Source organism: Pseudomonas sp. 09C 129 (assembly GCF_002843625.1).
Taxonomy (GTDB): Bacteria; Pseudomonadota; Gammaproteobacteria; order Pseudomonadales; family Pseudomonadaceae; genus Aquipseudomonas; species Aquipseudomonas chlororaphis.
Genome location: NZ_CP025261.1, coordinates 3,987,338 through 4,012,826 on the forward strand (window position 1 = coordinate 3,987,338; position 25,489 = coordinate 4,012,826).

Here is a 25,489-nt window from a genome sequence, read left to right on the forward strand (position 1 = left end):
GCGCACGACCGCGCAGCGGGCGCTGGACCGGACACCGCGTTTTTCCAGGCAGACCACGGACTCAGGCTTTGCAGCAACTGCGTTGCCGTACGCAGTCTCGCGGGCTCGGCAGCGGCTACATCGCCCCCTGTCGTCAGGTCGCTAGCGGGCGTTTGCGCAGTTGTTCCAGCAGAGCCTGGAGTGGATGCTGCAGGCCCTGCCCCTCCTGGCGCTTGACCTGGCTGCGGCAGGAATAGCCGTCGGCCAGCAGCCGGCCGCTTTGGCCGTGGCGGGCCACCAGCGGCTGCCAGGACTGCTGGTAGATCACCTGCGAAGTCGCCAGGTTGCGGGCCTCGTGGCCGTAGGTACCGGACATGCCGCAGCAACCGCTGGCCAGCACTTGCAGCTTCAGGCCCATTCGCGCGAACACCTGTTGCCACAGGCCGATGCTACCCGGCTCGTTGGTCTTCTCGGTGCAGTGCGCGAGGAACTGATAGGGCTCGGCCTCGGCGGTCGGGCTCGCTTCGGCAGACAGCTCAGGCAATACCCGGGCCAGCCATTCCTGCGGCAGCAGCACCTCGGGCGCCTGAGCCGCACCCAGGGTCTTGCGGTACTCCTGGCGGTAGACCAGGGTCATCGCCGGATCGAGCCCGACCAGGGGCACGCCGCTGGCTTGCAGCTTCAGCAGCGATTGCGCGTTGTAGCGCGCGGCCCGGGCAAAGGCGCCGAGGAAGCCCTGGACCTGCAAGGGCTTGCCGTTAGGCGCGAACGGCGCGAGGTAGATCTGGAAACCCAGGCGCTCGATCAGCTCCAGCCACTCGGCCGCCAGCGGCGTTTCGAAGAACCGGGTAAAGGCGTCCTGCACCAGAATCACGCTGCGTTCGCGCTGTTCGGCGGACAGCGTCGCCAGTTGCGCGGCGTTGGCCATGCGCACGTTGCGCCGGCGGCACACCGCCTGGAAATCCAGGGTGCTGAGCAACGGACTGTCGACCATCCCCGCCAGGTGCTGGAGCGCCCGGCTCACCGGCGCCGCGCCGATCAACGCGTTGTACAGCCGCGGCAGGCGCGCCAGATAGGGAACGCTGAACTCCAGGGAACCGATCAGGTAGTCCTTCAACGGGCGCAGGTAACGGCCGTGGTACAGCTCGAGGAAGCGCGAGCGGAACTCCGGCACATTGACCTTGACCGGGCACTGCCCCGCGCAGGACTTGCACGCCAGGCAGCCGGCCATGGCGTCGTACACCTCATGGGAGAAGTCCTCGCGCCCGGCCAGCCGCGCCGCGCTGTTGTAGACGCGCCGGGCCAGGTTGGAAAGCCGCGCGCCACCGCCGTTCAGCACGTCCACCCCCTGCTCGCCCTGCAGGCGCAGCCACTCGCGGATCAGCGAGGCGCGGCCCTTGGGCGAATGAATGCGGTTGCGGGTGGCCTTCCACGACGGGCACATGGCGTCGTCCGGATCGAAGTTGTAACAGGCGCCGTTGCCGTTGCAATGCAGGGCGCTGTCATAGCTCTGCCAGACGCGCTCGTCGATGGTGCGGTCGAGCTCGCCGCGCAGCACCACTTCGTCGACCCGGGTCAGGCGCGCCTCCGGCACCGAGGCCGGGGTGGCGATCTTGCCGGGGTTGAGCTGGTTGAACGGGTCGAACGCGGCCTTCAGGGCCTGCAGCGACGGGTAGAGCTCGCCGAAATAGTCCGGCACGTACTGCGAGCGCAGGCCCTTGCCGTGCTCGCCCCATAACAGGCCGCCGTGCTTGTGGGTCAGCGCCGCCACCGCATCGGAGATCGGCCGGATCAACGCCGCCTGCTTGGGGTCCTTCATGTCGAGGATCGGCCGCACGTGCAGCACGCCGGCGTCGACATGGCCGAACATGCCGTATTGCAGGCCGTAGCCATCGAGCAGCGCACGGAATTCGAGGATGTAGTCGGCCAGGTTCTCCGGCGGCACCGCGGTGTCTTCGACAAAGGGCTGCGGCCGCGCCTCGCCCTGGACGTTGCCCAGCAGGCCCACCGCGCGCTTGCGCATGGCGTACACCTGGTTCACCGCCTGGGCGCCGATGGCCAGGGTATGGCCCAGGCGCACCACCGAGCTGTCCTGCTGCAGGTGGCGGACGAAGGCGTCGACCCGCTGCTCCAGCTCTTCCTGGTCGTCGCCGCTGAACTCGATCAGGTTGATGCCCAGGGTCGGGGCGTCCGCCTGCTCGGGGAAATACCGCGCCACGCCGTGCCAGACGATGTCCTGCATGGCCAGCATCAGCACCTTGGAGTCCACCGTCTCGATCGACAGCGGCTTCAGCGCCATCAGCGCCTTGGCATCGCGCAGCGCATCCATGAAGCCGGCGTAGCGCACGTTGACCAGGATCGAGTGCCGGGGAATCGGCAGCACATTCAGCCGCGCCTCGACGATAAAACCCAGGGAGCCCTCGGAACCGCAGAGCACGCTGTTGAGGTTGAATTGCTCCGGACTCTCGCGCAGGTGCGCCAGGTCATAACCGGTCAGGCAGCGATTGAGCTTGGGAAAGATCGCCTCGATCAGCTCGGCCTGGTGGTCGGCGATGTCCTGGGCACAGCGGTAGACCTCGCCGATGCGATCGGTCCGCGCCGCCTCGTCGGTCAACTGGCGGTTGTCGATCGGCGCGCTGTCCAGGCGGCTGCCGCCCAGCAGCACGGTGCTCAGCGCCAGTACGTGGTCGCGGGTCTTGCCGTAGGTGCAACTGCCCTGGCCGCTGGCGTCGGTGTTGATCATGCCGCCGACGGTGGCGCGGTTGGAGGTCGACAGCTCCGGGGCGAAGAACAGGCCGTGGGGCTTGAGGGCGGCGTTGAGCTGATCCTTGACCACCCCGCTCTGCACCCGCACCCAGCGTTCCTCGACGTTGATCTCGAGGATCTGGTTCATGTGCCGCGACAGGTCGACCACGATGCCGTCGGTCAGCGACTGGCCGTTGGTGCCGGTGCCGCCGCCACGGGGAGTGAGCACCACCGCGCGATGTTCCGGGCTCGCCGCCAGCCGCGCCAGGCGTTCCACGTCCGCGACATCCCGGGGGAAGACCGCGGCCTGCGGTAGCCGCTGGTAGATCGAGTTGTCGGTGGCCAGCACCGTGCGCAGGCCCAGGTCACGGGCGATCTCGCCACGAAAACCGTCGGCGGCCAGGGCGTCGAGGAAGCTTTGGTAGTGGGCCAGCGGGTCGCGTTCGGGGGCAAGCAGAGCAATCATCAAAATGGTTTCCAGGCAGAGAAAAGGCGCAGCGGTGCATGCAAAACACGTATGCTTGCACGCAGCCCGAGGGGCGGCGGCCAGCCGAAAAAGCCTATTTTCCTAAAGCCTTGCACCGTGGGCAAATGTATTTCATGTGCTTTTTCCATGAGTTTTATGAATGAACCCCAGACGTCTCACTCCGTCGATGTCGGTGCTGGTGGCCTTCGAGGCCGCGGCGCGGCATGGCAGCTTCACCAAGGCCGCCGAAGAACTGGCGCTGACCCAGAGCGCCGTCAGCCGCCAGGTCCAGGCCCTGGAGTCGCTGCTGGAAGTGCCGCTGTTCAGCCGTGACGGCCGGCATATCGAGCTGACCGCCGCCGGCGCCCTGTATCACCACGAACTGGCCGCGGCCCTGGCGCGGATCCGCAACGCCACCTTGCAGACCATCGCCCACAAGGCCGGCGGCGGCCCGTTGCACCTGGCGGTGTTGCCGACCTTCGGCTCGAAATGGCTGCTGCCGCGCATGCATGACTTTTACGCCAGCCACCCGGGCACCCTGGTGCATATCCATTCGCGGATCGTCACCAGCGACCTGTCGAAGGACACCGCCGACATGCACGCGATCATCTGCGCCGGCACCGGCCACTGGCCCGGCTACGAGGCCCATCGGCTGCTCTCGGAAAAGCTCACGGTGGTGGCCAGCCCCAAGGCCCTGCCCGAGCACGCTTCGATGTCCGTCGGCGACGTGGCCGGGCAGTTGCTGTTGAATGTGGTGTCGCGTCCCGATGCCTGGCCCGAATGGTTCGAGCAGAACGGCCTGCATCCGCGGGCGATGCGCATGGGCCCGGGGTTCGAGTTGACCGCGCACCTGATCCAGGCGGTGGTCGCCGGCATCGGCATCGGCCTGGTGCCGCGCATCCTGGTGCAGGACGAGATCCACAGCGGCGAACTGGTGGCGCTGTTCGAGCCGGTGGACAGCGGCCGCGGCTATTACCTGGCCTACCCCAGCCGCTATCAGCACCTGCCATCGTTGCAGGCGTTCAGCCGCTGGTTGCTGTCGATCCCCTTTCCCGACAGCTGACAGTCCCTTCGCTCAGTCGTACTCGGCCTCCTCATGCTCGCCCAGCAACCGCCGCTGGCGCGCCGAGGCCGCCGCCAGCACCTCGGGGTTGAAACGCCAGTGCAGGTACGGCGAAAACTTCTGCGCCACCATGCGCCGGCCATAGTGCACTTGCAGCAAGTAGCGGATGCGTTCGGCGCTGCTGTTCTCGCTGCCGGCATGCCACAGCTCGCTGCGAAACATCAGCGCGTCGCCGGCCTGGCACAGCACGGCCTGGGCAGTTTGGCCATGCCAATGTTCCTCGCCGGCCCGTGGCGGCCGCCCGGCGCGATGGCTGCCCGGCACTACCCGGGTCGGGCACAGGTCCTGGTCGATATCGTCCAGGTACAGGTGGCAGGTGCAGATCTGCATCGGCAGCTCGAAGGCCGGATCGCTGAGCAGGCTGCGGGGCAGCTGCATCGCCAGGTAATCCAGGTGCAGGCCCATCCCCTGGAAACCCGGATGACAGCGCCAGGCGGTCTGGCCGATGACATGGCAATCGTCGCCCAGCGCCGCTTCGGCCAGCTCGATCACCCCCGGCAGGTCGAGAAACGGTAGCCACAGCGGGTCGCGGTTGAACACGCATTTGTAGTGTTCGAGCAAGCCGCTGTAGTCCCAATGCTGGGGCTTGAGGCCGTCGATGGTGTGGCGCAGCAAGTTGATCCGGTCCGCGTCGAGCACCCCGGGCAACAGCACGAAGCCTTCGCGGTGCAAGGCCCGCAGGCGTTCGGCGGTCAGTGCTGGCATGCAGGCCATGATGGCTAGTCGATGGGGCCGATATTGATCAGCCGGTCGCTGCCCAGCCCCGGCACCCTGGCCAGTACCCCGACCGGCGTGGCGGCGGAAAACTCGATGACATAGCCCATGCCACTGCCGTCCTCTTCCATGGCCACCACCCAGCGCGCCACTTCGTCGGGGTTCAGGCTCAGCGCCCGCGCCACCCGGCGCTGACGGCGTTCCTCGAGCGTTTCGTCCAGGGAGTCGTCGTTCATCTGGCTCAACCTCCGGCGGATAGCAGCCCCTCCGGGCCTGGTGCGGCCCTTACAACGGCTGTGAAAATCATTGTGGGCAAAAGTTGAATCCCGCTCCGTGCGCCGTGACGAACGGCAGCGTTTAGCGCCAGAAACGGATCGCCGGTTTTATCGCCGGCCCACAAGCGAGTTTTCTTTCGAGCGTTTCAGAAAGGGCCTAGAGCGCCGCGCCAGGATGGCCCCCTAGCATGGGTGGCTTATCCAGAAGCCGGGGCCGCTCATGCATTTACTGATTTGCGCTTACTGACATGCGCTTATTGAAAGCCTCCGACCGGCAGGCATGGAACGCGCACGATCCGTATTTCGCCGAAACCCAGGTGCGCATGGCGCTGCAACGCAACAGGTCAAGCCTTGAAGGGTTGGACGAGCTGTTGCGCGAGCACTACACGATCAACAGCGATCGGGAGATTCTGGCCGCCGTCAGAAACGGCGACTGGGTGCTGGTCACCGACAGTTCCGTCGCCACAGCCAGCGGCAGCCTGCTCTGCCCCGCGCCCGAACCGCAGCCGGCCTACCTTCGGCCAGACCCCTGGCCTGATCCCGTTCCCCGCACCGACCTGGTCTTCGCCAAGTCCATCAGCAGCGCGCCCTGGGGCACCACCCGGGCCGGCAGCGCCAGCGAGCCCGCGGGCAATTTCGGCAAGACCATGCTGATGGCATCCTCGGCGACCGAGGTCGGGCTCGGCAGGGTCGCCGGCGAACGGCTCCTCAGGAGCTTCGCCTGGTCAGTGCAGATGGCCGGCACCGCGGCCAGGACCCTCGGCGGCCCGGCGGGACAGGTGTTGCTCCTGGCCATGACCCCGACCTTGCTCGGCGACGACGCCTTCTACAGCGAAGAACAACTGCGCGAGCTGCGCGCCGCCACTACCCGGGTGCGCTTCCAGTTCCGCCGCGACAGCCAGGGCGCGCTGCACATCCACGGCATCCACACCAGCGCCCAGTCGGGCCAGGACAGCGTCCCGGTGATCAAGGCCCACTGGAACGCCGACAAAAACGCCATGCAGGCCCACCTCGGCACGCTCACCATCACCTGGACACCGCACAACGGCCCGGTGGTCACCGCCCCGACGCCCTACCCGGGGGTGACCGACGAACTGGCCAACCTCATGGTCCACCCCATCGTCGAAGGCGGCGACAGCCAACTCCAGGGCGCGCCCCTCGATGAGCTCAAGGTCGAAGACTGCATCATCACCTTCCCGATCGGCAGCGGCCTGCGCTCGTTGTACCTGGTCTTCGCCAAGCCCCTGGTCAACCCGCTGGAAGTCGGCCCGGCGAATGATCTTTCCAGTAGAAGCGCCAAGGATGGGTTGGATATTGATCACATACCGTCGCAGAAGGCGTTGGAGGTTTTTTTGAATGAAAACGTTCCGGACATGCCCGAAGTAAAAATAAAGAAACACCTACTGAAAGCCCCGGGTATTGCAATTCCCCGGAGGGTGCACCAAAAGTACAGTGAGACGTATGGAGGTAGAAACAACAAGGCCCAGCAGGCTAAGGATGCCGCTGACCTGCGCACAGCCGTAGACAGCAACCTCGAAGCCATCAAACCCTTCCTGCTTGAAGAAGGCTTCACCGAAGAGCAAGTCGAAAAGGCACGAAGCGACCTGCATAACCTCCATCAGGAACAAGGCTGGTATTGATATGAACGCTGCAATGATCGATGACTTGGTCAAAAACCTCGGGCGCACTTACCCCGAAATGATTGCCTCAGGAATGTATCTACCAGGAGGGCCACCAAAGGGCATCTTTGATGACAGCGACAGGGTGACAGTGTCGCCGGAGCCAGGGGTCGAATTGGGTTTTTGGGCCAGCACTCAACGTTTTGAAAACCTGTTCATTACCTTTCTTGAGGGTTTTGAAGGAGAACCCATATACCGAGGGAGCCTTCCCTACCAGCTCAAAACGAAGATGAATCAGGCGTGGGTTAAATCTCAATATGGCGAGCCGCTGGAGTCAGGAGCGCCTTATAGAGTGCCTATCTCCGGCATGACGGGCGGCTGGGATAGCTATCGTTTACCAGGCATGTCCAAGAGCATCCACGTGTTGTTCAAGTACACCGTCGACATGGAAGTGGAAGGCATCGTCTTCAGGCTGAACGAAAAATCCCAAGCACAGCATCTATAGGAAGACAGCCCGTGCTCCCCCAAGCGGAATGAAGCAGCACAAGGTGCTGCTCCCTCAATGCCCCCGAATATAGTGCTCCAACTGCCGAATCAGGTCCGCCTGCTCGACAATCGCTTCCTTCACCAAATCACCAATCGACAGCAGCCCGATCAGTTGCTCACCTTCCAGCACCGGCAGGTGGCGCAGGTGGCTGTCGGTCATCACGGCCATGCAGCGTTCGATGCTGTGCTGGCTGTCGGCGGTGACCACGGGGGCGCTCATGATGGCGCGGACCGGGGTGCCTACCGATGAGCGGCCTTGCAGCACCACCTTGCGTGCATAGTCGCGTTCGCTGATGACGCCGACCACCTGCCCGGCTTCCATCACCGGCAGTGCGCCGACATTTTTCTGCGCCATCATCTGCAGTGCTTCGAGCACCATCTGGTCCGGGCCGATGCTGTGCACCTGGCGGTGTTCCACGGCCTTCAACTTCAGCAACTGAGCAGCGGTTTTCATGGGCGTCTCCGATACTTGAGCAACAGGGGTTCCGGCCCCGCGCCGGGCGGCGCGGGGTCAGGCATGGATGTGTATTGAAGGAAGCGCGTGCGGCCTACTGCACGCCGATTTCCACCACGTCGCCACGCAGCCGCGCCGGCCAGGTGCGCAGGCGTTGCTCCGGGTATTCCAGGCAGGTGCCGTCGGCCAGGCGGAAGTGCTGCTTGTACAGGGGCGAGGCGATCACCAGCTCATCCTTGATGCAGCCCACCAGGCCGCGGCCGATCACATTGGCGCCGGACTGCGGGTCATGGTTGTCGATGGCGTAGAGGGTCTGCTGCGCGGCATCCGGCAGGTAGATCAGCGCCACCTGGGCGCCGTCGTGCCAGACCACCACGCCGCTGTGGCTGACCAGGTCCTGGCGGCTGCACACCGCCTGCCACTGCACGCCGGGCTGCTCGACGAATCCACTTTCGATAGGTTGCAGGCTTGTCGACAGGCTCATCAGAGCACCTCCTCGGTGACAGGGATCAGGTTGAGTTCGGCGGCCATGATCGGCCGGCGCTGGCCGCGTTCCTCGACAAAATGAATGTCCGGGTCGGGGCGCTGGTCGTTGACGAAGGTGCGGAAGCGCTTGAGTTTTTCCGGGTCCTTGAGGGCGTTGGCCCATTCGCATTCGTAGCGGTCCACCACCAGCTGCATCTGCGCTTCCAGCTCGGCGCCCAGCCCCAGGCTGTCGTCGATCACCACCGCCTTGAGGTAATCCAGGCCGCCCTCCAGGCTTTCGCGCCACACCGAGGTGCGTTGCAGGCGGTCGGCGGTGCGGATGTAGAACATCAGGAAGCGGTCGATGTAGCGGATCAGCGTCTGGTCGTCGAGGTCGGTGGCGAACAGTTCGGCGTGGCGCGGGCGCATGCCGCCGTTGCCGCAGACATACAGGTTCCAGCCGTTCTCGGTGGCGATCACGCCGACGTCCTTGCTCTGTGCCTCGGCGCATTCGCGGGTGCAGCCGGACACCGCGAACTTCAGCTTGTGCGGCGAACGCAGGCCCTTGTAGCGGTCCTCGATCTCCAGGGCCATGCGCACGCTGTCCTGCACGCCGTAGCGGCACCAGGTACTGCCCACGCAGGACTTCACGGTGCGGGTCGACTTGCCGTAGGCATGCCCGGTCTCGAAACCGGCGGCGATCAGCTCGGCCCAGATATCCGGCAGCTGGTGCAGCTGGGCGCCGAACAGGTCGATGCGCTGACCGCCGGTGATCTTGGTGTAGAGCTCGTATTTCTTCGCCACCTGGCCGATCACGATCAGCTTGTCGGCGCTGATTTCGCCACCGGCGATCCGCGGCACCACCGAGTAGGTGCCGTTCTTCTGCATGTTGGCCATGAAGGTGTCGTTGGTGTCCTGCAGCGGCACCAGGGAGCGGTCCATGATCGGCTGGTTCCAGCACGAGGCGAGGATCGAGCCCACCGCCGGCTTGCAGATATCGCAGCCGACGTGGCCACGGCCGTGCTTGGCGAGCATCTCGTCGAAACTGAGGATGCCCTCGACTCGCACCAGCGCGTACAGCTCCTGGCGGGTGTAGGCGAAATGTTCGCACAGGCTCTTGTCGACGCTGACGCCACGGGCGATCAGTTCGTGCTCGAACACCTGCTTGAGCAGGCCGGCGCAACCGCCGCAACCGGTGCAGGCCTTGGTCCGGGCCTTGAGCTGGCCGAGGTCGGAACAGCCGCCGTCGATGGCCGAGCAGATCGCGCCCTTGGTGACGTTGTGGCAGGAGCAGACCGTGGCCGACTCGGGCAAGGCGCCCGGGCCGAGGGTCGGCGCGCCGGCGCTGGACGGCAGGATCAGGCCGGCCGGCTCGGCGGGCAAGGCGATGCCGTTCTGCATGTATTGCAGCAAGGTGTCGTAGTAGCTGTTGTCGCCCACCAGCACCGCGCCGAGCACCTGCTTGCCGCTGGCATCCACCACCAGGCGCCGGTAGCTGGCGGTGGCCTCGTCGATGAACTGGTAGCTGCGCGCGCCCGGGGTCAGGCCCTGGGCGTCGCCGATGGAGCCGACATCGACCCCCAGCAGCTTGAGCTTGGTCGACATGTCCGCGCCCATGAAGGGTTCGCCCGGCTCGCCGCACAGCTGGGCGGCGACGCTGCGGGCCATCTGGTAACCCGGGGCCACCAGGCCGAAGATGCTGCCGTTCCAGCTGGCGCACTCGCCGATCGCGTAGATGTACGGGTCGCCACTCAGGCACTGGTTGTCCACCACCACGCCGCCGCGCGGGCCGATCTCCAGGGCGCAGTCGCGGGCCAGGGCATCCTGGGCGCGAATCCCGGCGGAGAACACAATCAGGTCGGTTTCGAGGAAGTCGTCGCCGGCAAAGTTCATCCGGTAGCGGTACTGCTCGCCGGCGCTGATCGATTGGGTGCCCTTGCCCAGGTGCACGCCGACGCCCAGCGCTTCGATCCGCGCCTTCAACGCGCGACCGCCCTGCTCGTCCAGTTGCACCGGCATCAGCCGTGGCGCGAACTCCACCACATGGGCTTCCAGGCCCAGGCTCTTCAAGGCGTTGGCCGCCTCCAGGCCGAGCAGCCCGCCGCCCACCACCACGCCGCGCCGGGCATTGGCGGCCGCGGCGCGGATGGCGTCGAGGTCTTGCAGGGTGCGATAGACCAGGCGCGAATCGCCCTCGGCGCCCTCGATTGGCGGCACGAAGGGATAGGAACCGGTGGCCAGCACCAGCTTGTCGTAGTGCACCGGGCCGGCGGCGGTGATGACCTGGCGGTGCTCGCGGTCGATGCGCAGCACCGCCACCCCCAGGTGCAGGGTCAGGCCCGGTGTCCGGTACAGCGCGGCATCGCCCAGGGCCAGGGATTCGGCGTCGCGACCGCTGAAATACTCGGACAGGTGCACCCGGTCGTAGGCGCGCATCGGCTCTTCGCTGAAGACGTGCAGGCGGTACTGCTCGAGGGCGCCACGCGCCACCAACTGTTCGACGCAATGATGTCCGACCATGCCGTTGCCGATCACGATCAGGGTTTTGTGTGTGTTCAAAGGGGCAACAATGGCATTCATAAATAGCACCCGACCCAAGCCAATCACGGTTTTTTTAAAGCAAAAAAAAGCGCCTGAAACCTTACGGTTCCAGGCGCCTTTGCCTGTTATTTGCGGTGTGCGATCGGGCTGCTGTGCCTGACTCACCGAGTGCCCATGGCTGGTTGGCCGATCGATCCGCGTTGACCGAGTGGGCGGCCCGCCCGCGACATGCGCGGTGGGGCGTTAGCGGCTGTCTTGCAGCCTTTGTGCCAGGCTGCGCCGCACGCCTTGAAAGGCCGTGCTGGCGGGCTTGCGCGGTCATTCTGCAAGGCTCCCGGATAGCCTACCCCGGGCCAGGAATCGCCTTAGCCTGGTGCAAGGCCGGGGCCGCGAGCCTTATAAAAGTGCAAACCCGGCCGGTTCGCCGACGCGTCAGCGGGTGGCGGCCAGGCGCTGCAAGAATGCCGCGCGCCGCTCGCGGTCCTGCTCTTCCTTGGCCAGCAGCTGCGGCAACAGCGCCTCGGCCCGTTGCCCGTCGAGGATGAACACGCCGTCGTCGTCGCCGATGGCGATATCCCCCGGGTTGACCCGCACCCCGGCCACTTCGATGGGCAGGTTGACCTCCCCTTGCTCGCCGATGCCGCGGGTGGTGTAGGCGCTGACGCCACGGCTGAACAGCGGCAGGCGATGCTCGCGCAAGGCGGCGACATCGGTGACCGCGCCCTCCACCACCACCCCGGCCAGGCCCTTGATCAATCCGGCCAGGGTGCGCAGTTCGCCCCAGCAGGCACACTCCTGATCGCCCACACACTGGATCACCAGCACGTCCCCCGGTTCGCTGAGCAGCAGCGCGTCGCGCAGGATGGCGCCATCCGGGGCGAAAACCTTGACCGTCACCACATTGCCGAGCATGCGCAGCCCGTCGAACAACGGGCGGATACCGCGCAGGTAACCCTCATCGCCAAAGTGGCCAATGGTCGAGGCCGCGATACCGCGGTAATGCTCGAGCAAGGCGGCGCTGGCGTGGTGTTGGCGCGGAGCGATCATCGGCATTTCCTCGGGCGCAGCAGCGGGCAGGTGGAGCAGTATTCGGCGGGCTCGGTGGCCTCGTAATAGAAGCAGCAGGTGCGGCGAAAGCGGATGCTCTTGCCCTCCTCCAGCTGCGTCGGCGGCCGACGGAAGTGCCGCAGCGGGTTGTAGTCCAGGCCGAACAGCGCTGGCGCGGCCTCTTGCAGCAGCCAGTCGAAGTCCGCCTCGTGGCGCAGGCGGATCAGCGGATCCTCGACCTTGCCCATGCGTTTTTCGTACAGCGAGTAGACCCGCACCGCGGTGTTTTCCCAGAGGATGCGCCGGGAGATGCCGCTGACCCGGTTGAAGGTCTGCCACAGCGGCGCCAGCAGCCCGGCGAACAGCGCCTCGACAATCGCCACGCGCCAGGCGTCGCGCTCACCCGCGGCATACGCCTGGGGCGGCCGGTCCGCCAGCGGCATCGACGATGTCCAGAGCCCGTCGTCATGGCCGTACTCGATCACGCAATCGTCCAGGGACAGCAGCAGGCCCTGGTCGCACACCGACATGGCGTACAGGCAGGCGCCGGTGGCGAGGAAGGAAAAACGCTTGGCCAGCAGCGAGGCGGTGATCGCCCGGGTCGGCGAACCGATCACCGGCCCCAGCTGGTCGAGCAGCGCGATACAGGTTTCATCGTCGAGTAAAGTGCGGGCGCTGAGGGAGCGCTGGCGGTCGCGTTGGGCCATGGGTTTCAGGCGCAGCGGCCCGGATAGCACGCTCCAGTCTTGCGGGTTGAAGGCGGCTTGCAGATTCATTGCGGCAGTTCCCGGCCAAAGGGAATGCACAGCGGCGTGCCGAAAAACGGATCGGGGATGATCCGGCAGTTGAGGTCGAACACCTGCTTGACCAGTTCCTCGGTCAGGATCTCCTCGGGCCGGCCCTGGGCGAACGCGGTGCGCTGGTGCACCGCCACCATATGGTCGGCGTAGCGGCAGGCCAGGTTGAGGTCGTGCAGGACCATGACGATGGTCTTGTTCTCCTGGCGATTGAGTTCGCGCAGCAGGTCCAGCACTTCGATCTGGTGCGCCAGGTCGAGAAAGGTGGTGGGCTCGTCGAGCAGCACGATCTCGGTGTCCTGGGCCAGGGTCATGGCAATCCACACCCGCTGGCGCTGGCCGCCGGACAAGGCGTCCACCGGCCGCTCCGCCAGGGCCTGCACGCCGGTCTGCAACAGGGCGCGCTCGACCATGGCTTCGTCCTGGGCCGACCATTGCTGCATCCAGTTCTGGTAGGGATAACGCCCCAGCGCCACCAGCTGGCGCACGGTGATGCCTTCGGGGGCGCTGGGCATCTGCGGCAGGATCGCCAGTTCGCGCGCCACCGCCGCGGTGGATTTGCGCTGGATATCCTCGCCATTGAGGATCACCGAACCCTGCTGCGGCTTGAGCAGCCGCGCCAGGGATTTGAGCAGGGTGCTCTTGCCGCAGCCGTTGCTGCCGATCAGCACCGACACCTGGCCCGCCGGCAGTTGCAGGTCCAGCCCGTCGATAATCACCTGGCGCTGATAGCCCAGGGTCAGTTGCTGGGTTGCCATCGAGGACATCGGGAATTCCTTAGTGCCGCTGGTTGATCAAAAGATAAAGAAAGAACGGCGTGCCCAGCACCGCGACAAAGATCCCCGCCGGCAGGTCCAGCGGCAGGAACAGGGTGCGCCCGATCAGGTCGGCGAGCATCACCAGGTTGGCGCCGACCAGCGCCGCCATCAGCGCCTGCCCGGCGAACCCCGGGGCCACCAGGCGCTTGGCGATGTGCGGCGCGATCAGCCCGACAAAGGCAATCGCCCCGCCCCAGGCCACCGCCGCCCCGGCCAGGGCCACGCTGACCAGCAGCAAGCCGGCGCGCAGCCACTGTACCCGCACGCCGATGCCCTGGGCCAAGGCATCGTCCAGTTGTTGCACCCGCACCTGGCGCGCCAGCCACACCAGCAACGGCAGGATCGCCAGCAACCAGCCGGCCAGGGCCCGCGGCTCCGGCCAGCTGGCGCCGTAGACGCTGCCGGTGAGCCAGACATAGGCCGACAAGGTGGTGGTCAGCGGGCTGAACACCAGGACAAAGGTGGTCACCGCCGCCAGCAGCGCCGACACGCCGACGCCGATCAGCACCAGGCGCAGCGGCGAGGTGCCCTGCTTCCAGGCCAGCAGGTAAATGGCCAGGGCCGCCAGCCCGGCGCCGAGCATCGCCGCCAGTGGCAAGAACTGCGGGCCCAGCAGCAGGGAAAAGAACGACAGGTACAGCACCGCCGCGGCACTGGCGCCGCTGGTGATGCCCAGCAGATCGGGGGACGCCAGCGGGTTGCGGATGATGCTCTGCAAAATCAGGCCGGACACCGCCAGCGCCGCGCCGACCAGGGCCGCCAGCAGCAGGCGCGGCAGGCGCAGTTGCTCGACGATGAACAGCAGGCGCTCGTCGCCGCCGCGCCACAGCAGCTCCAGCACGGTCAGCGGCGACAGGTTGAGCTTGCCCAGGGACAAGGCGCCGAGCATCACCAGCGCCGTCGCCAGCACGGCCAGCAACAGCCGCCACAGGGTCGCCAGGTCGATGCGCCGCGAAAAGCCGGCGGTGCGCAGGGTCAGGGTGTTATTCATAACGACCTCCACGACGGGCCAGGAAAATAAAGAACGGCGCGCCGAACAACGCGGTCATCACCCCCACCGGCACCTCCTGCGGCAGAATCACCAGGCGCCCCAGGGTGTCGGCCAGCAACAGCAGGATCGCCCCCAGCACCGCGCACCCCGGCAGCAACCAGCGATGGTCGATGGACAGGCCCTTGCGCACCATGTGCGGCACCAGCAGGCCGATGAAACCGATGCTGCCCGCCAGCGCCACCGCGCTACCCGCCAGGCCGATGATCAGCACGCTCATCAGCCAGCGGATCAACCCGGTGCGCTGCCCCAGGCCGATGGCGATGGCTTCGCCGGCGTTGAGCACATTGACCTGCCCGGCCAGCAGCAACGATCCCAGCAAGGCTAGCAAGACGCCCACCAGCAGCGGCGCGGCCAGCCCCAGGTCACGCTCGGACAACGACCCGGCGAGCCAGAACAGCACGGTGTCCAGGCCCTCCTCGTTGACCACCAGCAACGCCTGGCTGAAGGCGGAAAACAACGCGGTGATCGCCGCCCCCGCCAGAACGATGCGCAGCGGGTTGAGGCTGCCCTGCCCGCGATTGCCGATCAGCCACACCAGGCTGCCGGCCAGCGCGGCGCCGATAAAGGCGCACCACAGCCACTGGCTCATGGACGACAGGGCAAACAGCGACGAGCACAGGATGATCGCGAAGGTCGCCCCGGCATTCACCCCGAACAACCCCGGCGATGCCAGCGGGTTGCGGGTCAGCGCCTGCATCAGCGCCCCCGCCACCGCCAGGCTCGCACCCACGGCGACGGCCATCAGGGTGCGCGCCAAGCGACTGTTGAAGATCAACTGTTGGCCGGCGCTGAGGCTGTCCGGTTGCAGCAGGCCCTTGAGCAACTGCGACGGTTCGATCCAGGTCGCCCCGGCCGCCAGGCTCAGGCCAGCGCACAGCAGCAGGACGACCAGCGCCAGGCCGAGTTTCAGCCCACGGCTCATGAAGACGCCACCAGGCGGGCAATGTCGTCGAGCATCAGGTTGGCGCCGAGGATCCCTCCGGAGAAACTCCAGGCAATGCCATCGACCCGCCACACCTGCTGCTGTTGCACGGCGCGCAGCTGCTGCCAGAACGGGTAATGCACCAGCCGTTCATAGTTGTGCCGCACCGCCTGGCTGTCGCGCTGGAATACAAAAAACAGGTCGGCATCGACCACGGGCAAGTTCTCTTTGCTGGTGAGTTTGATATAGGTGCTCCGGGACTCGCGGGCGACCGGGTTCCAGGCGAAACCCAGCTCCGTGAGCACCGAGCCGGCGAAACTGCTCGGCAGGTAACTGCGGATGTGGTCTTCACGCACATCCAGCACCGACACCGTGGGCGGCCAGCGCCCGGCGAAAGTCACCTGCAACTGCTCGCGCAAGCGCGCCACCCGCTGCTGCCATTGCCCCAGCAGGCTGCTGGCCTGCTGCTGGCGGTTCAGGGCCGCGCCCATCAGCGCCAGGGTGCGCTTGAACTCGAAGACTTCCTCGAGCATCAGCACCGTGCCCATGCGTTCCAGCAGCGGCGCGATGCGCTGGTGGCGAAAACGCGAGGCGACAATCACGTCCGGCTCCAGCAGCACGATGTCCTCAAGGCTGGGCTGGGTTTCCAGGCCGACATGAGGAACATTCGCCAGCGCCGGGCGCAAATAACGGAAGGTCGGCTTTTCGCTCGACGACTCCACCACGCCGCAGGGCGTCACGCCCAGCGCCACGGCGCTGTCGGTGGCGCCCTGGAACAGGGTGACCAGGCGCCGCGGTTCGGCGCGGGCGATCTGCGGCAATGCCAGCAACCCCAGGGACAGGCGCAACAGCGTGCGCCTGCAAGGATGGATCAGCGGGTCAGGCATCGGCGGCCAACCGCTGGAACGGGTTGACCACCTCGCCCTTGCCGAACGGCATGCTGCCCGGGCCACCGGCGCGTTCGATCATCGGCGTCAGCAGCAGCTTCTGCGGCCAGCGCGGCGCTTCGAACAGCTGGCGCTGGATCATCGCCCGGGCCTCGTCGTCGAACTCGATGCTCTGCAACAGCCCGTCCAATACCTGGCGCAAGGCGCTCCACAGTACAGTCGCCGGCACGGCGTAGACCTGGGCCAGGGTGTCGATGATCGCCCGCACGTTGACCTGGATCGCCAGGGTCTGCAGCCAGAACAGCAGGTCCTCGGGACGCTGGTGGTACAGGGTATTGGCGTGGCCCTTCTTGATCCGGTATTCCGGGTCGGCCATGCCGTTGCGTTCCAGCCACGGCACGAAGATGCGCAGCGAATCGTGGTCGCGCAGCAGCAGGCCCTGGGCCTGGCCGGCCTTCCACACCAGCACCGCGTTCTGCCCGTGCACCTCGCCGAGCATGCCCAGGCGGAACATCCGCAGGTTGACGTCGAAGAAGCGCTGGCACAGCTCGCCGAACAGGGTCAGCACCGAAGCCTGGGTCGCCGGCAGTTCGCGGTACTGCATCCACTCGTCAAAGAAGTGCCGGTTGCTGCCGGGCAATGGCGTGCCCAGGGCGGCCATTGGCAGCAGGCGGCAGTCCGGGTCGTCGAGCAAGGCTTGCGGGTAACCGCGGACCATCGCCGACAGGTGCCGCGGCGCCTCGTCGAACAGGGTCGCCTGGGGCGGCATGAAGGCCCACCACTTGCTCTCGTCGCACAGGTGCAGGCTCTGCTCCAGCACCGGGTCGAGGCGCCGCACCTGATGCAGCAGCGCCTCGCTGAGGCCGCCGTTGATCATCTTCACCGCCGGCAGGTAGCGCGAGGCGCCCAGGGAATAGATGGCCATCGGCAGCTTGAGGTAGTCGGCGCTGGCGAAACACGGGGTCATCGAACGCAGCGACGAAGTAGCGAATACCGTTGCCTCACTGAAGTCCAGCCGCTGGCAATCGCCACGGGCGAAGGCATCGCCCAGCTGCGCCGGCAATACATGCTCGAGCTGCCACGGGTGCACCGGCAAGGCCACGTGGCTGTCACCGATACCGCGCTCGCGCAGCTCTGCGGCCAGGCGTTCCTGCAAGGTTTCCGGCAACAGGTAGCGCGCCGGGTAGACCTGTTCCAGGTCCGCCACGCCCGCGCCGCCTTGCAGCAGGTCCTTGCGCACCGCCACCCAGTTCAGCGCCACCGGCCGGGCGAACTCGGCCTGGTACTGCTGGTATTCGGCCTGCAGCAAGCCCTGCTTGGCCTTGGCCAGCGGGTGGTACGGACGATCGCGCAGCGAAGCCCACTGCTCCATGGTGCGGAAAAAGGTGGCGCCGTCCTGGGCCATCAGGCCCTGGTGGTCGACCCGGTGCTCCAGGGACAAGGCGGTCTGCCAGACGCTGATATGCAGCACTTCGAGGAACAGCGTCAGGCCCTTTTCATTGTCCTGGAAACGCGGGCCCATGCCGGTGAACACCCGGCGCATGAAGTCCACCGGGCCCAGCGCCGTCCAGCGCTGCTCCTGGCGGGCCAGAACCTGCGTGCCCGGGACCTTTTCCCACTGCTGGGTGATGCCCGGGCGCAGGGCGATGCTGATAAAGCGCTGTTCCTGGGCGTCGCAGCACCACTCCCAGATCCGTTGTTGCCCATCCGCGCTTTCAAGGATTGAGGCTTCAAGGGCTGGCGCTTCAGGATGGGCCTGGCGCCATTGGCTGGCATTCAGCAACGGCAAGGGTTCGCGGCCAAAGAAGTCTTCGGCGAGCAGGCAATCGATCAGGTCCTGCATCACCACTTCAGCGGCCATGGTTGTGAAGTTCATCGGATTATTTTCCTTCTAGAGAAAGGGTGGCCAACCTGGCCTGGAGAGCACGAAAGGCAATGCCGCGTTCGTCGCCGAGGACAAAGGCCCGGACCCCGCGCTCGCGCCAGCGTCCCAGGTCGCCCTGCTGCCGGGGAATCGCGCAGTACGGCACGCCGGCATGGTCCGCCGCCTGCCAGCTGTCGAGCAGGGCCTGCCGGACCGCCGGCTGGTCGATCTGCCAGGGCATGCCGAGGGATTGCGAGAGGTCGGCCGCGCCTTCGAGGATCATGTCCAGGCCCGGTACCGCGGCGATCTGCGCGGCGTTGCGCACGCCGGCGGCGCTTTCGATCATCGCCACCAGCATGATCTGCTCGTTGGCCTGCCCCACGTACTGCGCCAGGCTGTGCTTGCCGAAACTGCCGGGGCGCCCGGCGTTGAGGCTGCGCTGGCCCAGCGGGTGGTATTTGCAGGCGGCAATCGCCGCCTGCAACTGCTCGGCGGACTCGATCATCGGCAGCACGATGCCCTGGGCGCCGCCGTCGAGCAGGCGCAGCATTGTCTTGGGGTTGAGGTCGGCGACCCGCACCAGCGGCGTCAGCTCGTAGGCCTCGGCGGTGCGGATCATGTGCTCGACGGTTTCCGGATTGATCAGCACGTGTTCCATGTCGATGATCACGAAGTCGAACCCGGCCTCGGCGATCAGCTCGATGGCCGCCGGCGCCGGGATCGAACTGATCAGCCCGTACACCGCCTGCCCGGCCGCCAGTTTGCGTTTCAGCTGGTTACTTCTCAGCATGCTTGCGGCCTGTAGGCATGAAGTGGGTTGGGCACCGACTTGAAGCGTCGCTCGCCGTCGCCCAGCAGGCGGCGCTTGGTCAGCTCTTCGACCTCGTAGCTCGGCGCGAACACGTCGAACAGGCCGAAACGGTCGCGGTGCTGCGGATGGGCGTCCTGATAGTCGAGGATTACCTCGGCGGTCATTTGCCAGAACTGGCCTTCGTCGAGCTGGTAGTGCTGGCGCAGGAAGATCGCCATTTCCGCCAGGCAGATAAAGAAGAAGCAGTCGCAGGAGAAATCCCGTACCGCGTTGACATCATCCGTGAGGATGAACGAGTTGCGGTTGAGCTTGGCGTGGCTGGCCGGCAGCGGCACCAGCTCCGGGCACAGTTCGGGACGCGCCAGGTGCGCCGGCGAGTAGCGCACGCCGTCGTGGAAGTCCTTGAGGGCGATGCGCTGCGGCCAGCCCTGCTTGACGATCAGCACGATGTTCTGGCCGTGGGATTCCATGCCGATGCCTTCGGCGTAGAGCATGTGGATGATCGGCGGCACCGTCACCTGCAGCAGCTGGCGGGTCCAGGCCTGCAAGCCGTACTGGCGGATCCAGGCGTCGATGAACGGCTGCTGCGGCCCTGTGCCGTAGCGGTTCTCCACATGGCTCAGGCCGTTGAACGGCACGGCCTGCTCGTCGGCCTTGAGGTACTGGTGGAGGCTTTCGCGCCAGATCGCCCCCAGGGTGCCGTAGGCCTGGGGACTGCGGGACTCGGGCAGGTGCTGGTAGTCGAAGCTGACCCCGGCCACTTCGCCGAGGATCACGAAATCCAGCTCGCGCGCGGTGCTGTCGCTGGCGATCAGCTGTTGCAGCCAGTCGGTGATGATCGGCCCATTCAGCACCGTGTGCCGGGCCAGGATGCGCGTGCTGGAGGTGTTGGTCATGCTCATCGCCAGCTTGACGTACGGCCGCTCCCTGGCCGTGGCGTTGGCCAGGGTGCGGATCGACTGCTGGGCCTTGTACTCATCAATCGAGGTGCCGAGGTAGATCAGCTCGCCGCTGAGCAGCTCCGGGTAGAAGGTCGGGACAATCAGGTTTTCCCACTGCCACGGGTGCACCGGCAGCAGCTGGTAGTCGTCCAGCGCCCGGCCCTGGCTGGCCAGTTGTAGCTCGACCTGCTGCCAGCGCTCGGCGCCCAGCTCCTGGCGGATAAAGGCCGGGAAATCGAGTTTCTGCGAATGGTTGAGCGAGGCCCGGTCGCGCGCGACCGCCAGCCACACCACGGCGATCGGCGTGGCGAATTCCGGGCCGTAGGCCTGGTTGTCCGCCAGGGAAAAGCCGATGCGCGACTTGTAGCACGGGTGGTAGCTGTGGGCGTCCATGAAGTGCTGCTCCAGGGCGTCCACGTCCAGCTGGTGGGCCGGCTTTTCGGCCTGGTAGCCCTGGCTGCGCGCTTGCAGATCCTTGAGCTGGGTCTGCTCCAGTTCCTGGATGAAACGCCCCAGGTGCGGGCTGTCCTGGTAGTCGCCGAGCAGCTCGGCCAGGGCCTGGTGCAGGTCCGGCACGCTGCGCCGGCCGCGGCTGTCGAGGCGTTCGAGGCTGGCGGAATCGAGGCGGATCAAATCGAAGCTGGCGCTGAGCAGGCCGTTGCAGTGGTACTCCACCCGCTGCTGCTGGCCGTCGATGCCGAGCACCACGAAACGGCGCTGGCCGCTGTCATGGCCGTGCGGGCCGCCCTCCAGCGGCTGGCTGCCGAATGGCAGCACGCCTTCATACAGCAGGGTCTGCAACAGCTGGCCGACCACCCGCTGCTGGACTTTTTCGTCGATACGCCCATCCACCGTGGCCAGCCAGGCACCGGGACCGGAGGGCTGGCTTGAGGTTGTCGAGATTGCAGTCGCCATGTTCATACCTTGTGCGAAGAAGGGTTAACGGTGTTCGAGCGCGCCGGGCACAGCCTCGGCGGTCTCGTCGGAAAGGGGAAAACGCCAGGCGCAGGGCAACGCCAGCAGGATCAGCAGGCCGGTGACCACGAACACCTCGCTGATGGCGGACGACATGCCCGCCTGGGCCTGCGCGCCGCCATCGACCAGGCGGAACTCCAGCCACAGCGAGGCGATGACAATGCCCAGGGACGACACCAGGCGCCGCGAGATGTTGTTCATCGCCGCGCCCTGGGTGACCATCGGCTCGGGCAAGGCATTCAGCCCGGCGGTGGTCACCGGCATGTAGGACAGGCCCAGGCCGGCGCCGCGCAGCATCATCAGCGCGAACACCAGGCCGATCGCCGCATTGGCCGGGAGCAAACCCAGGGCCAGGGTCGACAGCCCGGTCAGCAGCAGGCCGATGGACACGACAAGACGCGGCCCGTGGCGATCCAGGGCGCTACCGCCCATGCGCCCGAACAGGCTGGCGAACACCGCCGTGCAGAGCAGCGCCAGGCCGGTCCAGATGGCGCTGTAGCCGAGCACCGTCTGCACCAGCAACGGCAGCAGCACCAGGCACTCGAACATGCCCACCGACTGCACCACGGCGATGATCACGCTCAGGCGGTAACCGCGCAGGGCGAAGATCCGCAGGTTGAGCAGCGGCGCCTCGCGGCGCAGCTCCAGGCGGACAAAGGCCACCAGGCACAGCACCGCCACCAGCAGCATCAGCAGGTTCAACGGGTCCAGCAGCCCGGCGGCGTGGTGCAGGCGGCTGATGGCGATCATCAGCAGGCCGATGCCCGAGGCGATCAGCAGGTAGCCGGCCAGGTCGAACGGCTTGCGCTCGGCCGGCTCGGAAGGCGGCAGTATCGCGAGGCCCATCAGCAGCGCAACGACGCCGATCGGCACGTTCATCAAAAACAGCGAGCGCCAGCTGAACCACTCCAGCAGCAGGCTGCCGCACAGCGGGCCCACCGCCGGCGCCAGCATCACCGCCGCGCCCCACAGGCCGGTGACCCGGCCGCGCTCGTCCTTGGCGTACACCGCGAAGATGATCGCCAGGGACAGCGGGATCATCAGCCCGCTGGCGATCCCCTGCACCACCCGCGCGGCGATCACCAGGGCGATGGAATCGGCCAGGGCACCGAGCAGCGAACCGCCGATAAACAGCGCCACGCCCCACAGGTACAGGCGCCGGCGGCCCAGGCGCTGGCTGAGGAAACTGGTCAGCGGCATGGTCATGCCCATGCTGGTCATGAACGCCGCGACTATCCAGGTGGCCATCAGCGGGCCGATGGCGAAGGCCTGCATGAACGCCGGTAGCGCCGGGTTCAGCGAGCTGTTATTGAGGCTGACGGTCATAGTGCCGAGCAGCACGTTGACCACCACCCAAGCGCGCGGTGCCTTGAAACTCACAGACCGGCTCCTTCGAGCAGCTCGCCCTGGCGCACAAAGTGCTGCGCCGGCCGTGGATGGCAAAGAAAGTCGGCGTGGGAAATGTTGTAGCCATAGGCCCCGGCCATCGGCAGCACCAGCAGGTCGCCGACGCTGACGCCCTTGAGCGGCTGGGCCCGGCTCAGCACATCCTTGGGCGTGCACAGCTGGCCGACCACGGTCCAGGCCTGCTCCGCGCTGTGCGCCGGCTGCGGTGTGCGTGGCAGGTGAATCAACGGGTGGTCGTGGCTCTGCGCCGCGGGCAGGCGGAACTGGTGGGTGCCGCCGCGGCACACCAGGAAGTGCTCGCCGTGGCTGGTCTTGGTGTCCAGCACCTCGATCACGTAGTAACCGCAGAAGGCGCTGATAAACCGCCCCGGCTCGAAGCGCAGGATCGGTGCCTGAGCGCCCTGCTCCGCCAGCCGGCGTTCCAGGTAGCGGCACAGGCGCTGCCAGTCGAACTGCTGGCCGCTGAGGTAATCGACGCCGATGCCGCCGCCGACATTCAGGTGGGTCAGTTGCTCGGGGTGCGCCGCCAGGGCCTTCCACAGCGGCCAGCGTTGCAGGTAGAAATCCAGCAACTGCTCATGGCGCTCCACCGACTGCTGGTGGGACATGGCGTGCACATGGAAACCCTTGAGACGCAGATGGCTGGCGCGGTCGACCCTTTGCACGGCCTCGGCCAGCTCCGGCTCGTCGATACCGAACGGCGTGGCGGTGCCGGCCATGGCCAGCCGGCTCGACTGGTTCTGCGGCAACTGCGGGTTGATACGGATGAATACCGGCTGTACTCGCCCGGCTTCTTCGGCCAGGCGTTGCAGGCGCTCGATCTCGTTGAGGCTTTCCAGGTGCACCGCTTCCACCTGATGGGCCAGGGCCGCGCGCAGGTCGGAATCGAGCTTGCCCGGGCCGGAAAACACATAGGGCTTGCGGGTCGGACAGGCCACCACCCGCTCGATCTCGCCACCCGAGGAAATCTCGAAACCACTGACCAGCGGGGCCAGCGCCGCCAATACCGGCGCCTCGCTGTTGGCCTTGATCGCGTAATACAGCTCGACCCCGGCCGGCAACGCCGCCATCACCTGGCGCACATGGGCCTGCAAGGCGTCCAGGTCGTAGATAAAGGCCGCCAGCGGATCGGCGCTGCCGGCCCGGGCCAGCTCGATGGCGCGCAGGACCGCCTGGGACAACTCAGCCATAACGGGCCTCCTCGCTCCACGGCGAACTCAGGCTGACGTAGCCGGCCTGGCGGTCGGCCTTGGCGGCCAGGCGCACCTTGAGATTGGTCTTGCAGGCAATCGGCTGGCCGGCGATCAGCGCGTCCAGTTCCGGCGCCGGGCGTACCAGCTCGTCACGGATGCGCCGCAATTGCTGCTCGACCCGCTGCCACATCAGCGGCGCCAGGTGCGGGCGTTCCCAACTCAGGGCCAGCACCGCTTCCGACAGGTTGTTGATCAGCAGGCAATAGGTGATGCGGCTCCAGCCCTGCTCGCGGGAATACAGCAGCGACTGGCGCACCCGCGGGTGCAGGCCGACCTCGATCTGCGCCATGCCCAACTCATCGGTAAGCTTGACCCCCTCGAAGTCCCGCAGCAGCAGCTGTTGCGGCTGGCCCTGGTCGTGGATCAGCACGCTGTTCTGCAGGTGCGGCTCCATCACCACGCCGTGGTTGAAGAACAGCGCCAGCACCGGCCGCAGCAGCAGCGCCTGATACTGGTCGAACCAGTCCACCAGCTGTTCGTCCGTCAGTTCACTGGCGTTGAACCCTTGCAGGAAGTCATGCACCAGCGGCCGCGAATGGATGTCGCGGGCGAACAGGGTGCCGGCCATCACGCTGCGCTCGGCGCCGGCGCGGCGGCAGAAGTTCTCCCGCAGGATCGCCCCGGTCTGTTCGCGGAACCAGTGGGCATCGGCTTCGCTGGCCTGGGCCGGGGCCCAGCTCATGGAACCCGGCTCGGCCACCGCCGACAAGCCGCCGAGGGTCTCGGCCTGGGTCCGCTGCAGGCGCTGGAACAGCTGGTCGATGATCAGCGTGCTTTCCAGCTCGTACCAGGCGTTCTTGCGCACGCAATTGGTGATGCGCACGTTCAGCGAGCCCTTGATGAAAAAGTCGTGGTCCTCGATGTACCAGGTGCGCATCGAGGCCGTCGGGCTGGCGAGCGGCCCAGTCGGCCCGTGGTCGATCACCTCGCCCAGCTCCAGCAGGCGCTGCACGCGGCGGTCCTGCATGAACAGCTCGGCCTGCACCGGGTGCATGCAGATCATCGCGTGCCCCGGGCGCGCCCGGCCCTGGTCGGCGAAACCGGCCATCACCTGCTCCTCGCTGAGGCCGCTGGCGGTCACCCGCAGGCCCTGGCGCGGCACTTCGAACAGGTGCAGCGCGGTCTCGGCCTGGAATTCCGGGGCGTAGGTTTCCTGGGCCAGGTGTGCCGGCCACAGCCGCGCCTTGGGCGCCGGATGGTTGGGGTGGCCGAACCACAGGCCCTGCTCGCTGGCCAGGTAGCCGCTCAGCGGCGCCGGGCCCTGGCCGTCCATGTTGTGGGCGACGATGGCGGCGGTCAGTGACTGGCTTTGCAGCACCTGGTCCAGCAGCTCGTCGTTGCTGGCCCGGGTCATGTGTTCGCAGGCGCCGAGCAGTTGCTCGACGAACTCGGCAAAGGCCAGGCAGCGCCAGGTCTCGCCTGCTTCGCGCCGGGCATACACGTCCGACAGGTAACGGTGGCTGCCCAGGTGGTCGCGGCGGTCGACCATGACGAAGAACTGCTGCCGGTTGGGCAGGTCGATGGTCAGCGGGATGCCCTTCCATTCCAGGCCGTCCAGGTAACTGCCGGGCGCGATGCCCTGCATCTGTGTCGGCCAGCTGTAACTGAGGCAGTTTTCCGGCAAGGCGAACTCTTTGATCAGGCAATTGAGCAAGGCGCGAGTGGTCGCCAGCTCACTGACCATCGTCGATAAAACATGCTTTGATAAAACATCGCGATCTGAATAATTCATACATGCTCCACAGTAGCCCGTGCGGTCACTGGCTGCGTACTGCCGCGGCAAATAGTT

General features: G+C 66.5%; 21 protein-coding genes. 3 read left to right on the forward strand and 18 right to left on the reverse strand.

Annotation, left to right across the window (positions count from 1 at the left end):
* Positions 1 to 133: 133 nt before the first annotated feature.
* Complete coding sequence (locus CXQ81_RS18005; protein ID WP_101338052.1) at positions 134 to 3,190, reverse strand: FAD-binding and (Fe-S)-binding domain-containing protein; 3,057 nt, start codon at positions 3,188 to 3,190, stop codon at positions 134 to 136.
* A 160-nt stretch (positions 3,191 to 3,350) separates the two neighbouring features.
* Here CXQ81_RS18005 and CXQ81_RS18010 point away from each other — a divergent pair, with 160 nt between their 5' ends.
* Entirely contained in the window at positions 3,351 to 4,253 is a 903-nt protein-coding gene (locus CXQ81_RS18010) for a LysR substrate-binding domain-containing protein (RefSeq protein ID WP_007925463.1), read from the forward strand.
* A 12-nt stretch (positions 4,254 to 4,265) separates the two neighbouring features.
* Here CXQ81_RS18010 and CXQ81_RS18015 read toward each other — a convergent pair whose 3' ends face one another.
* Both CXQ81_RS18015 and CXQ81_RS18020 read right to left on the reverse strand, forming a co-directional pair.
* Positions 4,266 to 5,027 carry a phytanoyl-CoA dioxygenase family protein gene (locus tag CXQ81_RS18015; RefSeq protein ID WP_101338053.1) on the reverse strand — a complete coding sequence of 254 codons (762 nt, stop codon included), beginning with the start codon at positions 5,025 to 5,027 and terminating at the stop codon, positions 4,266 to 4,268.
* A gap of 5 nt (positions 5,028 to 5,032) precedes the next feature.
* Positions 5,033 to 5,263, reverse strand: a complete 231-nt coding sequence (locus tag CXQ81_RS18020; protein WP_007925461.1) for a hypothetical protein — start codon at positions 5,261 to 5,263, stop codon at positions 5,033 to 5,035.
* Between the two features lie 287 nt (positions 5,264 to 5,550).
* Here CXQ81_RS18020 and CXQ81_RS18025 point away from each other — a divergent pair, with 287 nt between their 5' ends.
* Together CXQ81_RS18025 and CXQ81_RS18030 are read left to right on the forward strand one after the other, a co-directional pair.
* Positions 5,551 to 6,942: an S-type pyocin domain-containing protein gene (locus CXQ81_RS18025; RefSeq protein ID WP_101338054.1), complete on the forward strand. Its 1,392-nt coding sequence runs from the start codon at positions 5,551 to 5,553 to the stop codon at positions 6,940 to 6,942.
* A gap of 13 nt (positions 6,943 to 6,955) precedes the next feature.
* Positions 6,956 to 7,426, forward strand: a complete 471-nt coding sequence (locus CXQ81_RS18030) for a DUF6392 family protein (RefSeq protein ID WP_101339435.1) — start codon at positions 6,956 to 6,958, stop codon at positions 7,424 to 7,426.
* A 54-nt stretch (positions 7,427 to 7,480) separates the two neighbouring features.
* Here CXQ81_RS18030 and CXQ81_RS18035 read toward each other — a convergent pair whose 3' ends face one another.
* The 15 genes from CXQ81_RS18035 to CXQ81_RS18105 form a co-directional block, all read right to left on the reverse strand.
* Positions 7,481 to 7,921 carry a CBS domain-containing protein gene (locus CXQ81_RS18035; protein WP_053261289.1) on the reverse strand — a complete coding sequence of 147 codons (441 nt, stop codon included), beginning with the start codon at positions 7,919 to 7,921 and terminating at the stop codon, positions 7,481 to 7,483.
* 94 nt (positions 7,922 to 8,015) lie between these two features.
* Positions 8,016 to 8,405, reverse strand: coding sequence for a nitrite reductase small subunit NirD (gene nirD / locus CXQ81_RS18040; protein WP_101338055.1), 390 nt, complete (start codon positions 8,403 to 8,405; stop codon positions 8,016 to 8,018).
* Complete coding sequence (gene nirB / locus CXQ81_RS18045) at positions 8,405 to 10,966, reverse strand: nitrite reductase large subunit NirB (RefSeq protein ID WP_101338056.1); 2,562 nt, start codon at positions 10,964 to 10,966, stop codon at positions 8,405 to 8,407. Before nirB ends, nirD begins: the two co-directional genes overlap by 1 nt.
* A 393-nt stretch (positions 10,967 to 11,359) precedes the next feature.
* Positions 11,360 to 11,974 (reverse strand): RraA family protein, encoded by a 615-nt coding sequence (locus CXQ81_RS18050; RefSeq protein ID WP_101338057.1) that lies wholly within the window; start codon positions 11,972 to 11,974, stop codon positions 11,360 to 11,362.
* Positions 11,971 to 12,750 carry an IucA/IucC family C-terminal-domain containing protein gene (locus tag CXQ81_RS18055; protein WP_087090885.1) on the reverse strand — a complete coding sequence of 260 codons (780 nt, stop codon included), beginning with the start codon at positions 12,748 to 12,750 and terminating at the stop codon, positions 11,971 to 11,973. Before CXQ81_RS18055 ends, CXQ81_RS18050 begins: the two co-directional genes overlap by 4 nt.
* Entirely contained in the window at positions 12,747 to 13,538 is a 792-nt protein-coding gene (locus CXQ81_RS18060) for an ABC transporter ATP-binding protein (protein WP_007925442.1), read from the reverse strand. The genes CXQ81_RS18055 and CXQ81_RS18060 overlap by 4 nt, the downstream gene beginning before the upstream one ends.
* A gap of 10 nt (positions 13,539 to 13,548) precedes the next feature.
* Positions 13,549 to 14,580: an iron chelate uptake ABC transporter family permease subunit gene (locus CXQ81_RS18065; protein WP_101338058.1), complete on the reverse strand. Its 1,032-nt coding sequence runs from the start codon at positions 14,578 to 14,580 to the stop codon at positions 13,549 to 13,551.
* The gene (locus CXQ81_RS18070; RefSeq protein WP_009043986.1) at positions 14,573 to 15,562 is read right to left on the reverse strand and encodes an iron ABC transporter permease; all 990 of its coding nucleotides are present in this window, start codon (positions 15,560 to 15,562) and stop codon (positions 14,573 to 14,575) included. The genes CXQ81_RS18065 and CXQ81_RS18070 overlap by 8 nt, the downstream gene beginning before the upstream one ends.
* A complete protein-coding gene (locus CXQ81_RS18075) occupies positions 15,559 to 16,449 on the reverse strand; it encodes an ABC transporter substrate-binding protein (protein WP_101338059.1) in 891 nt (296 codons plus the stop codon). Before CXQ81_RS18075 ends, CXQ81_RS18070 begins: the two co-directional genes overlap by 4 nt.
* Entirely contained in the window at positions 16,442 to 18,325 is a 1,884-nt protein-coding gene (locus CXQ81_RS18080; RefSeq protein ID WP_101338060.1) for an IucA/IucC family siderophore biosynthesis protein, read from the reverse strand. Before CXQ81_RS18080 ends, CXQ81_RS18075 begins: the two co-directional genes overlap by 8 nt.
* 4 nt (positions 18,326 to 18,329) lie before the next feature.
* Positions 18,330 to 19,103, reverse strand: a complete 774-nt coding sequence (locus CXQ81_RS18085; RefSeq protein ID WP_101338061.1) for an HpcH/HpaI aldolase/citrate lyase family protein — start codon at positions 19,101 to 19,103, stop codon at positions 18,330 to 18,332.
* Complete coding sequence (locus tag CXQ81_RS18090; RefSeq protein WP_178081068.1) at positions 19,097 to 20,986, reverse strand: IucA/IucC family siderophore biosynthesis protein; 1,890 nt, start codon at positions 20,984 to 20,986, stop codon at positions 19,097 to 19,099. The genes CXQ81_RS18085 and CXQ81_RS18090 overlap by 7 nt, the downstream gene beginning before the upstream one ends.
* Positions 20,987 to 21,004: 18 nt before the next feature.
* Entirely contained in the window at positions 21,005 to 22,420 is a 1,416-nt protein-coding gene (locus CXQ81_RS18095; RefSeq protein ID WP_101338063.1) for a DHA2 family efflux MFS transporter permease subunit, read from the reverse strand.
* Positions 22,417 to 23,637 carry a type III PLP-dependent enzyme gene (locus CXQ81_RS18100; protein ID WP_101338064.1) on the reverse strand — a complete coding sequence of 407 codons (1,221 nt, stop codon included), beginning with the start codon at positions 23,635 to 23,637 and terminating at the stop codon, positions 22,417 to 22,419. Before CXQ81_RS18100 ends, CXQ81_RS18095 begins: the two co-directional genes overlap by 4 nt.
* Entirely contained in the window at positions 23,630 to 25,432 is a 1,803-nt protein-coding gene (locus tag CXQ81_RS18105) for an IucA/IucC family siderophore biosynthesis protein (RefSeq protein ID WP_101338065.1), read from the reverse strand. Before CXQ81_RS18105 ends, CXQ81_RS18100 begins: the two co-directional genes overlap by 8 nt.
* Between the last annotated feature and the right edge of the window lie 57 nt (positions 25,433 to 25,489).

What these genes read in the sequence shown, in the direction of transcription:
- CXQ81_RS18085 (WP_101338061.1), bottom strand. Translation starts at nt 19,103, where the DNA reads ATGCTGAGAAGTAACCAGCTGAAACGCAAACTGGCGGCCGGGCAGGCG.
- CXQ81_RS18005 (WP_101338052.1), bottom strand. Translation starts at nt 3,190, where the DNA reads ATGATTGCTCTGCTTGCCCCCGAACGCGACCCGCTGGCCCACTACCAA.
- CXQ81_RS18050 (WP_101338057.1), bottom strand. Translation starts at nt 11,974, where the DNA reads ATGATCGCTCCGCGCCAACACCACGCCAGCGCCGCCTTGCTCGAGCAT.
- CXQ81_RS18035 (WP_053261289.1), bottom strand. Translation starts at nt 7,921, where the DNA reads ATGAAAACCGCTGCTCAGTTGCTGAAGTTGAAGGCCGTGGAACACCGC.
- nirD (WP_101338055.1), bottom strand. Translation starts at nt 8,405, where the DNA reads ATGAGCCTGTCGACAAGCCTGCAACCTATCGAAAGTGGATTCGTCGAG.
- nirB (WP_101338056.1), bottom strand. Translation starts at nt 10,966, where the DNA reads ATGAATGCCATTGTTGCCCCTTTGAACACACACAAAACCCTGATCGTG.
- CXQ81_RS18065 (WP_101338058.1), bottom strand. Translation starts at nt 14,580, where the DNA reads ATGAATAACACCCTGACCCTGCGCACCGCCGGCTTTTCGCGGCGCATC.
- CXQ81_RS18025 (WP_101338054.1), top strand. Translation starts at nt 5,551, where the DNA reads ATGCGCTTATTGAAAGCCTCCGACCGGCAGGCATGGAACGCGCACGAT.
- CXQ81_RS18060 (WP_007925442.1), bottom strand. Translation starts at nt 13,538, where the DNA reads ATGTCCTCGATGGCAACCCAGCAACTGACCCTGGGCTATCAGCGCCAG.
- CXQ81_RS18020 (WP_007925461.1), bottom strand. Translation starts at nt 5,263, where the DNA reads ATGAACGACGACTCCCTGGACGAAACGCTCGAGGAACGCCGTCAGCGC.
- CXQ81_RS18080 (WP_101338060.1), bottom strand. Translation starts at nt 18,325, where the DNA reads ATGAACTTCACAACCATGGCCGCTGAAGTGGTGATGCAGGACCTGATC.
- CXQ81_RS18030 (WP_101339435.1), top strand. Translation starts at nt 6,956, where the DNA reads ATGATCGATGACTTGGTCAAAAACCTCGGGCGCACTTACCCCGAAATG.
- CXQ81_RS18100 (WP_101338064.1), bottom strand. Translation starts at nt 23,637, where the DNA reads ATGGCTGAGTTGTCCCAGGCGGTCCTGCGCGCCATCGAGCTGGCCCGG.
- CXQ81_RS18055 (WP_087090885.1), bottom strand. Translation starts at nt 12,750, where the DNA reads ATGAATCTGCAAGCCGCCTTCAACCCGCAAGACTGGAGCGTGCTATCC.
- CXQ81_RS18105 (WP_101338065.1), bottom strand. Translation starts at nt 25,432, where the DNA reads ATGAATTATTCAGATCGCGATGTTTTATCAAAGCATGTTTTATCGACG.
- CXQ81_RS18015 (WP_101338053.1), bottom strand. Translation starts at nt 5,027, where the DNA reads ATGGCCTGCATGCCAGCACTGACCGCCGAACGCCTGCGGGCCTTGCAC.
- CXQ81_RS18010 (WP_007925463.1), top strand. Translation starts at nt 3,351, where the DNA reads ATGAACCCCAGACGTCTCACTCCGTCGATGTCGGTGCTGGTGGCCTTC.
- CXQ81_RS18075 (WP_101338059.1), bottom strand. Translation starts at nt 16,449, where the DNA reads ATGCCTGACCCGCTGATCCATCCTTGCAGGCGCACGCTGTTGCGCCTG.
- CXQ81_RS18090 (WP_178081068.1), bottom strand. Translation starts at nt 20,986, where the DNA reads ATGAACATGGCGACTGCAATCTCGACAACCTCAAGCCAGCCCTCCGGT.
- CXQ81_RS18070 (WP_009043986.1), bottom strand. Translation starts at nt 15,562, where the DNA reads ATGAGCCGTGGGCTGAAACTCGGCCTGGCGCTGGTCGTCCTGCTGCTG.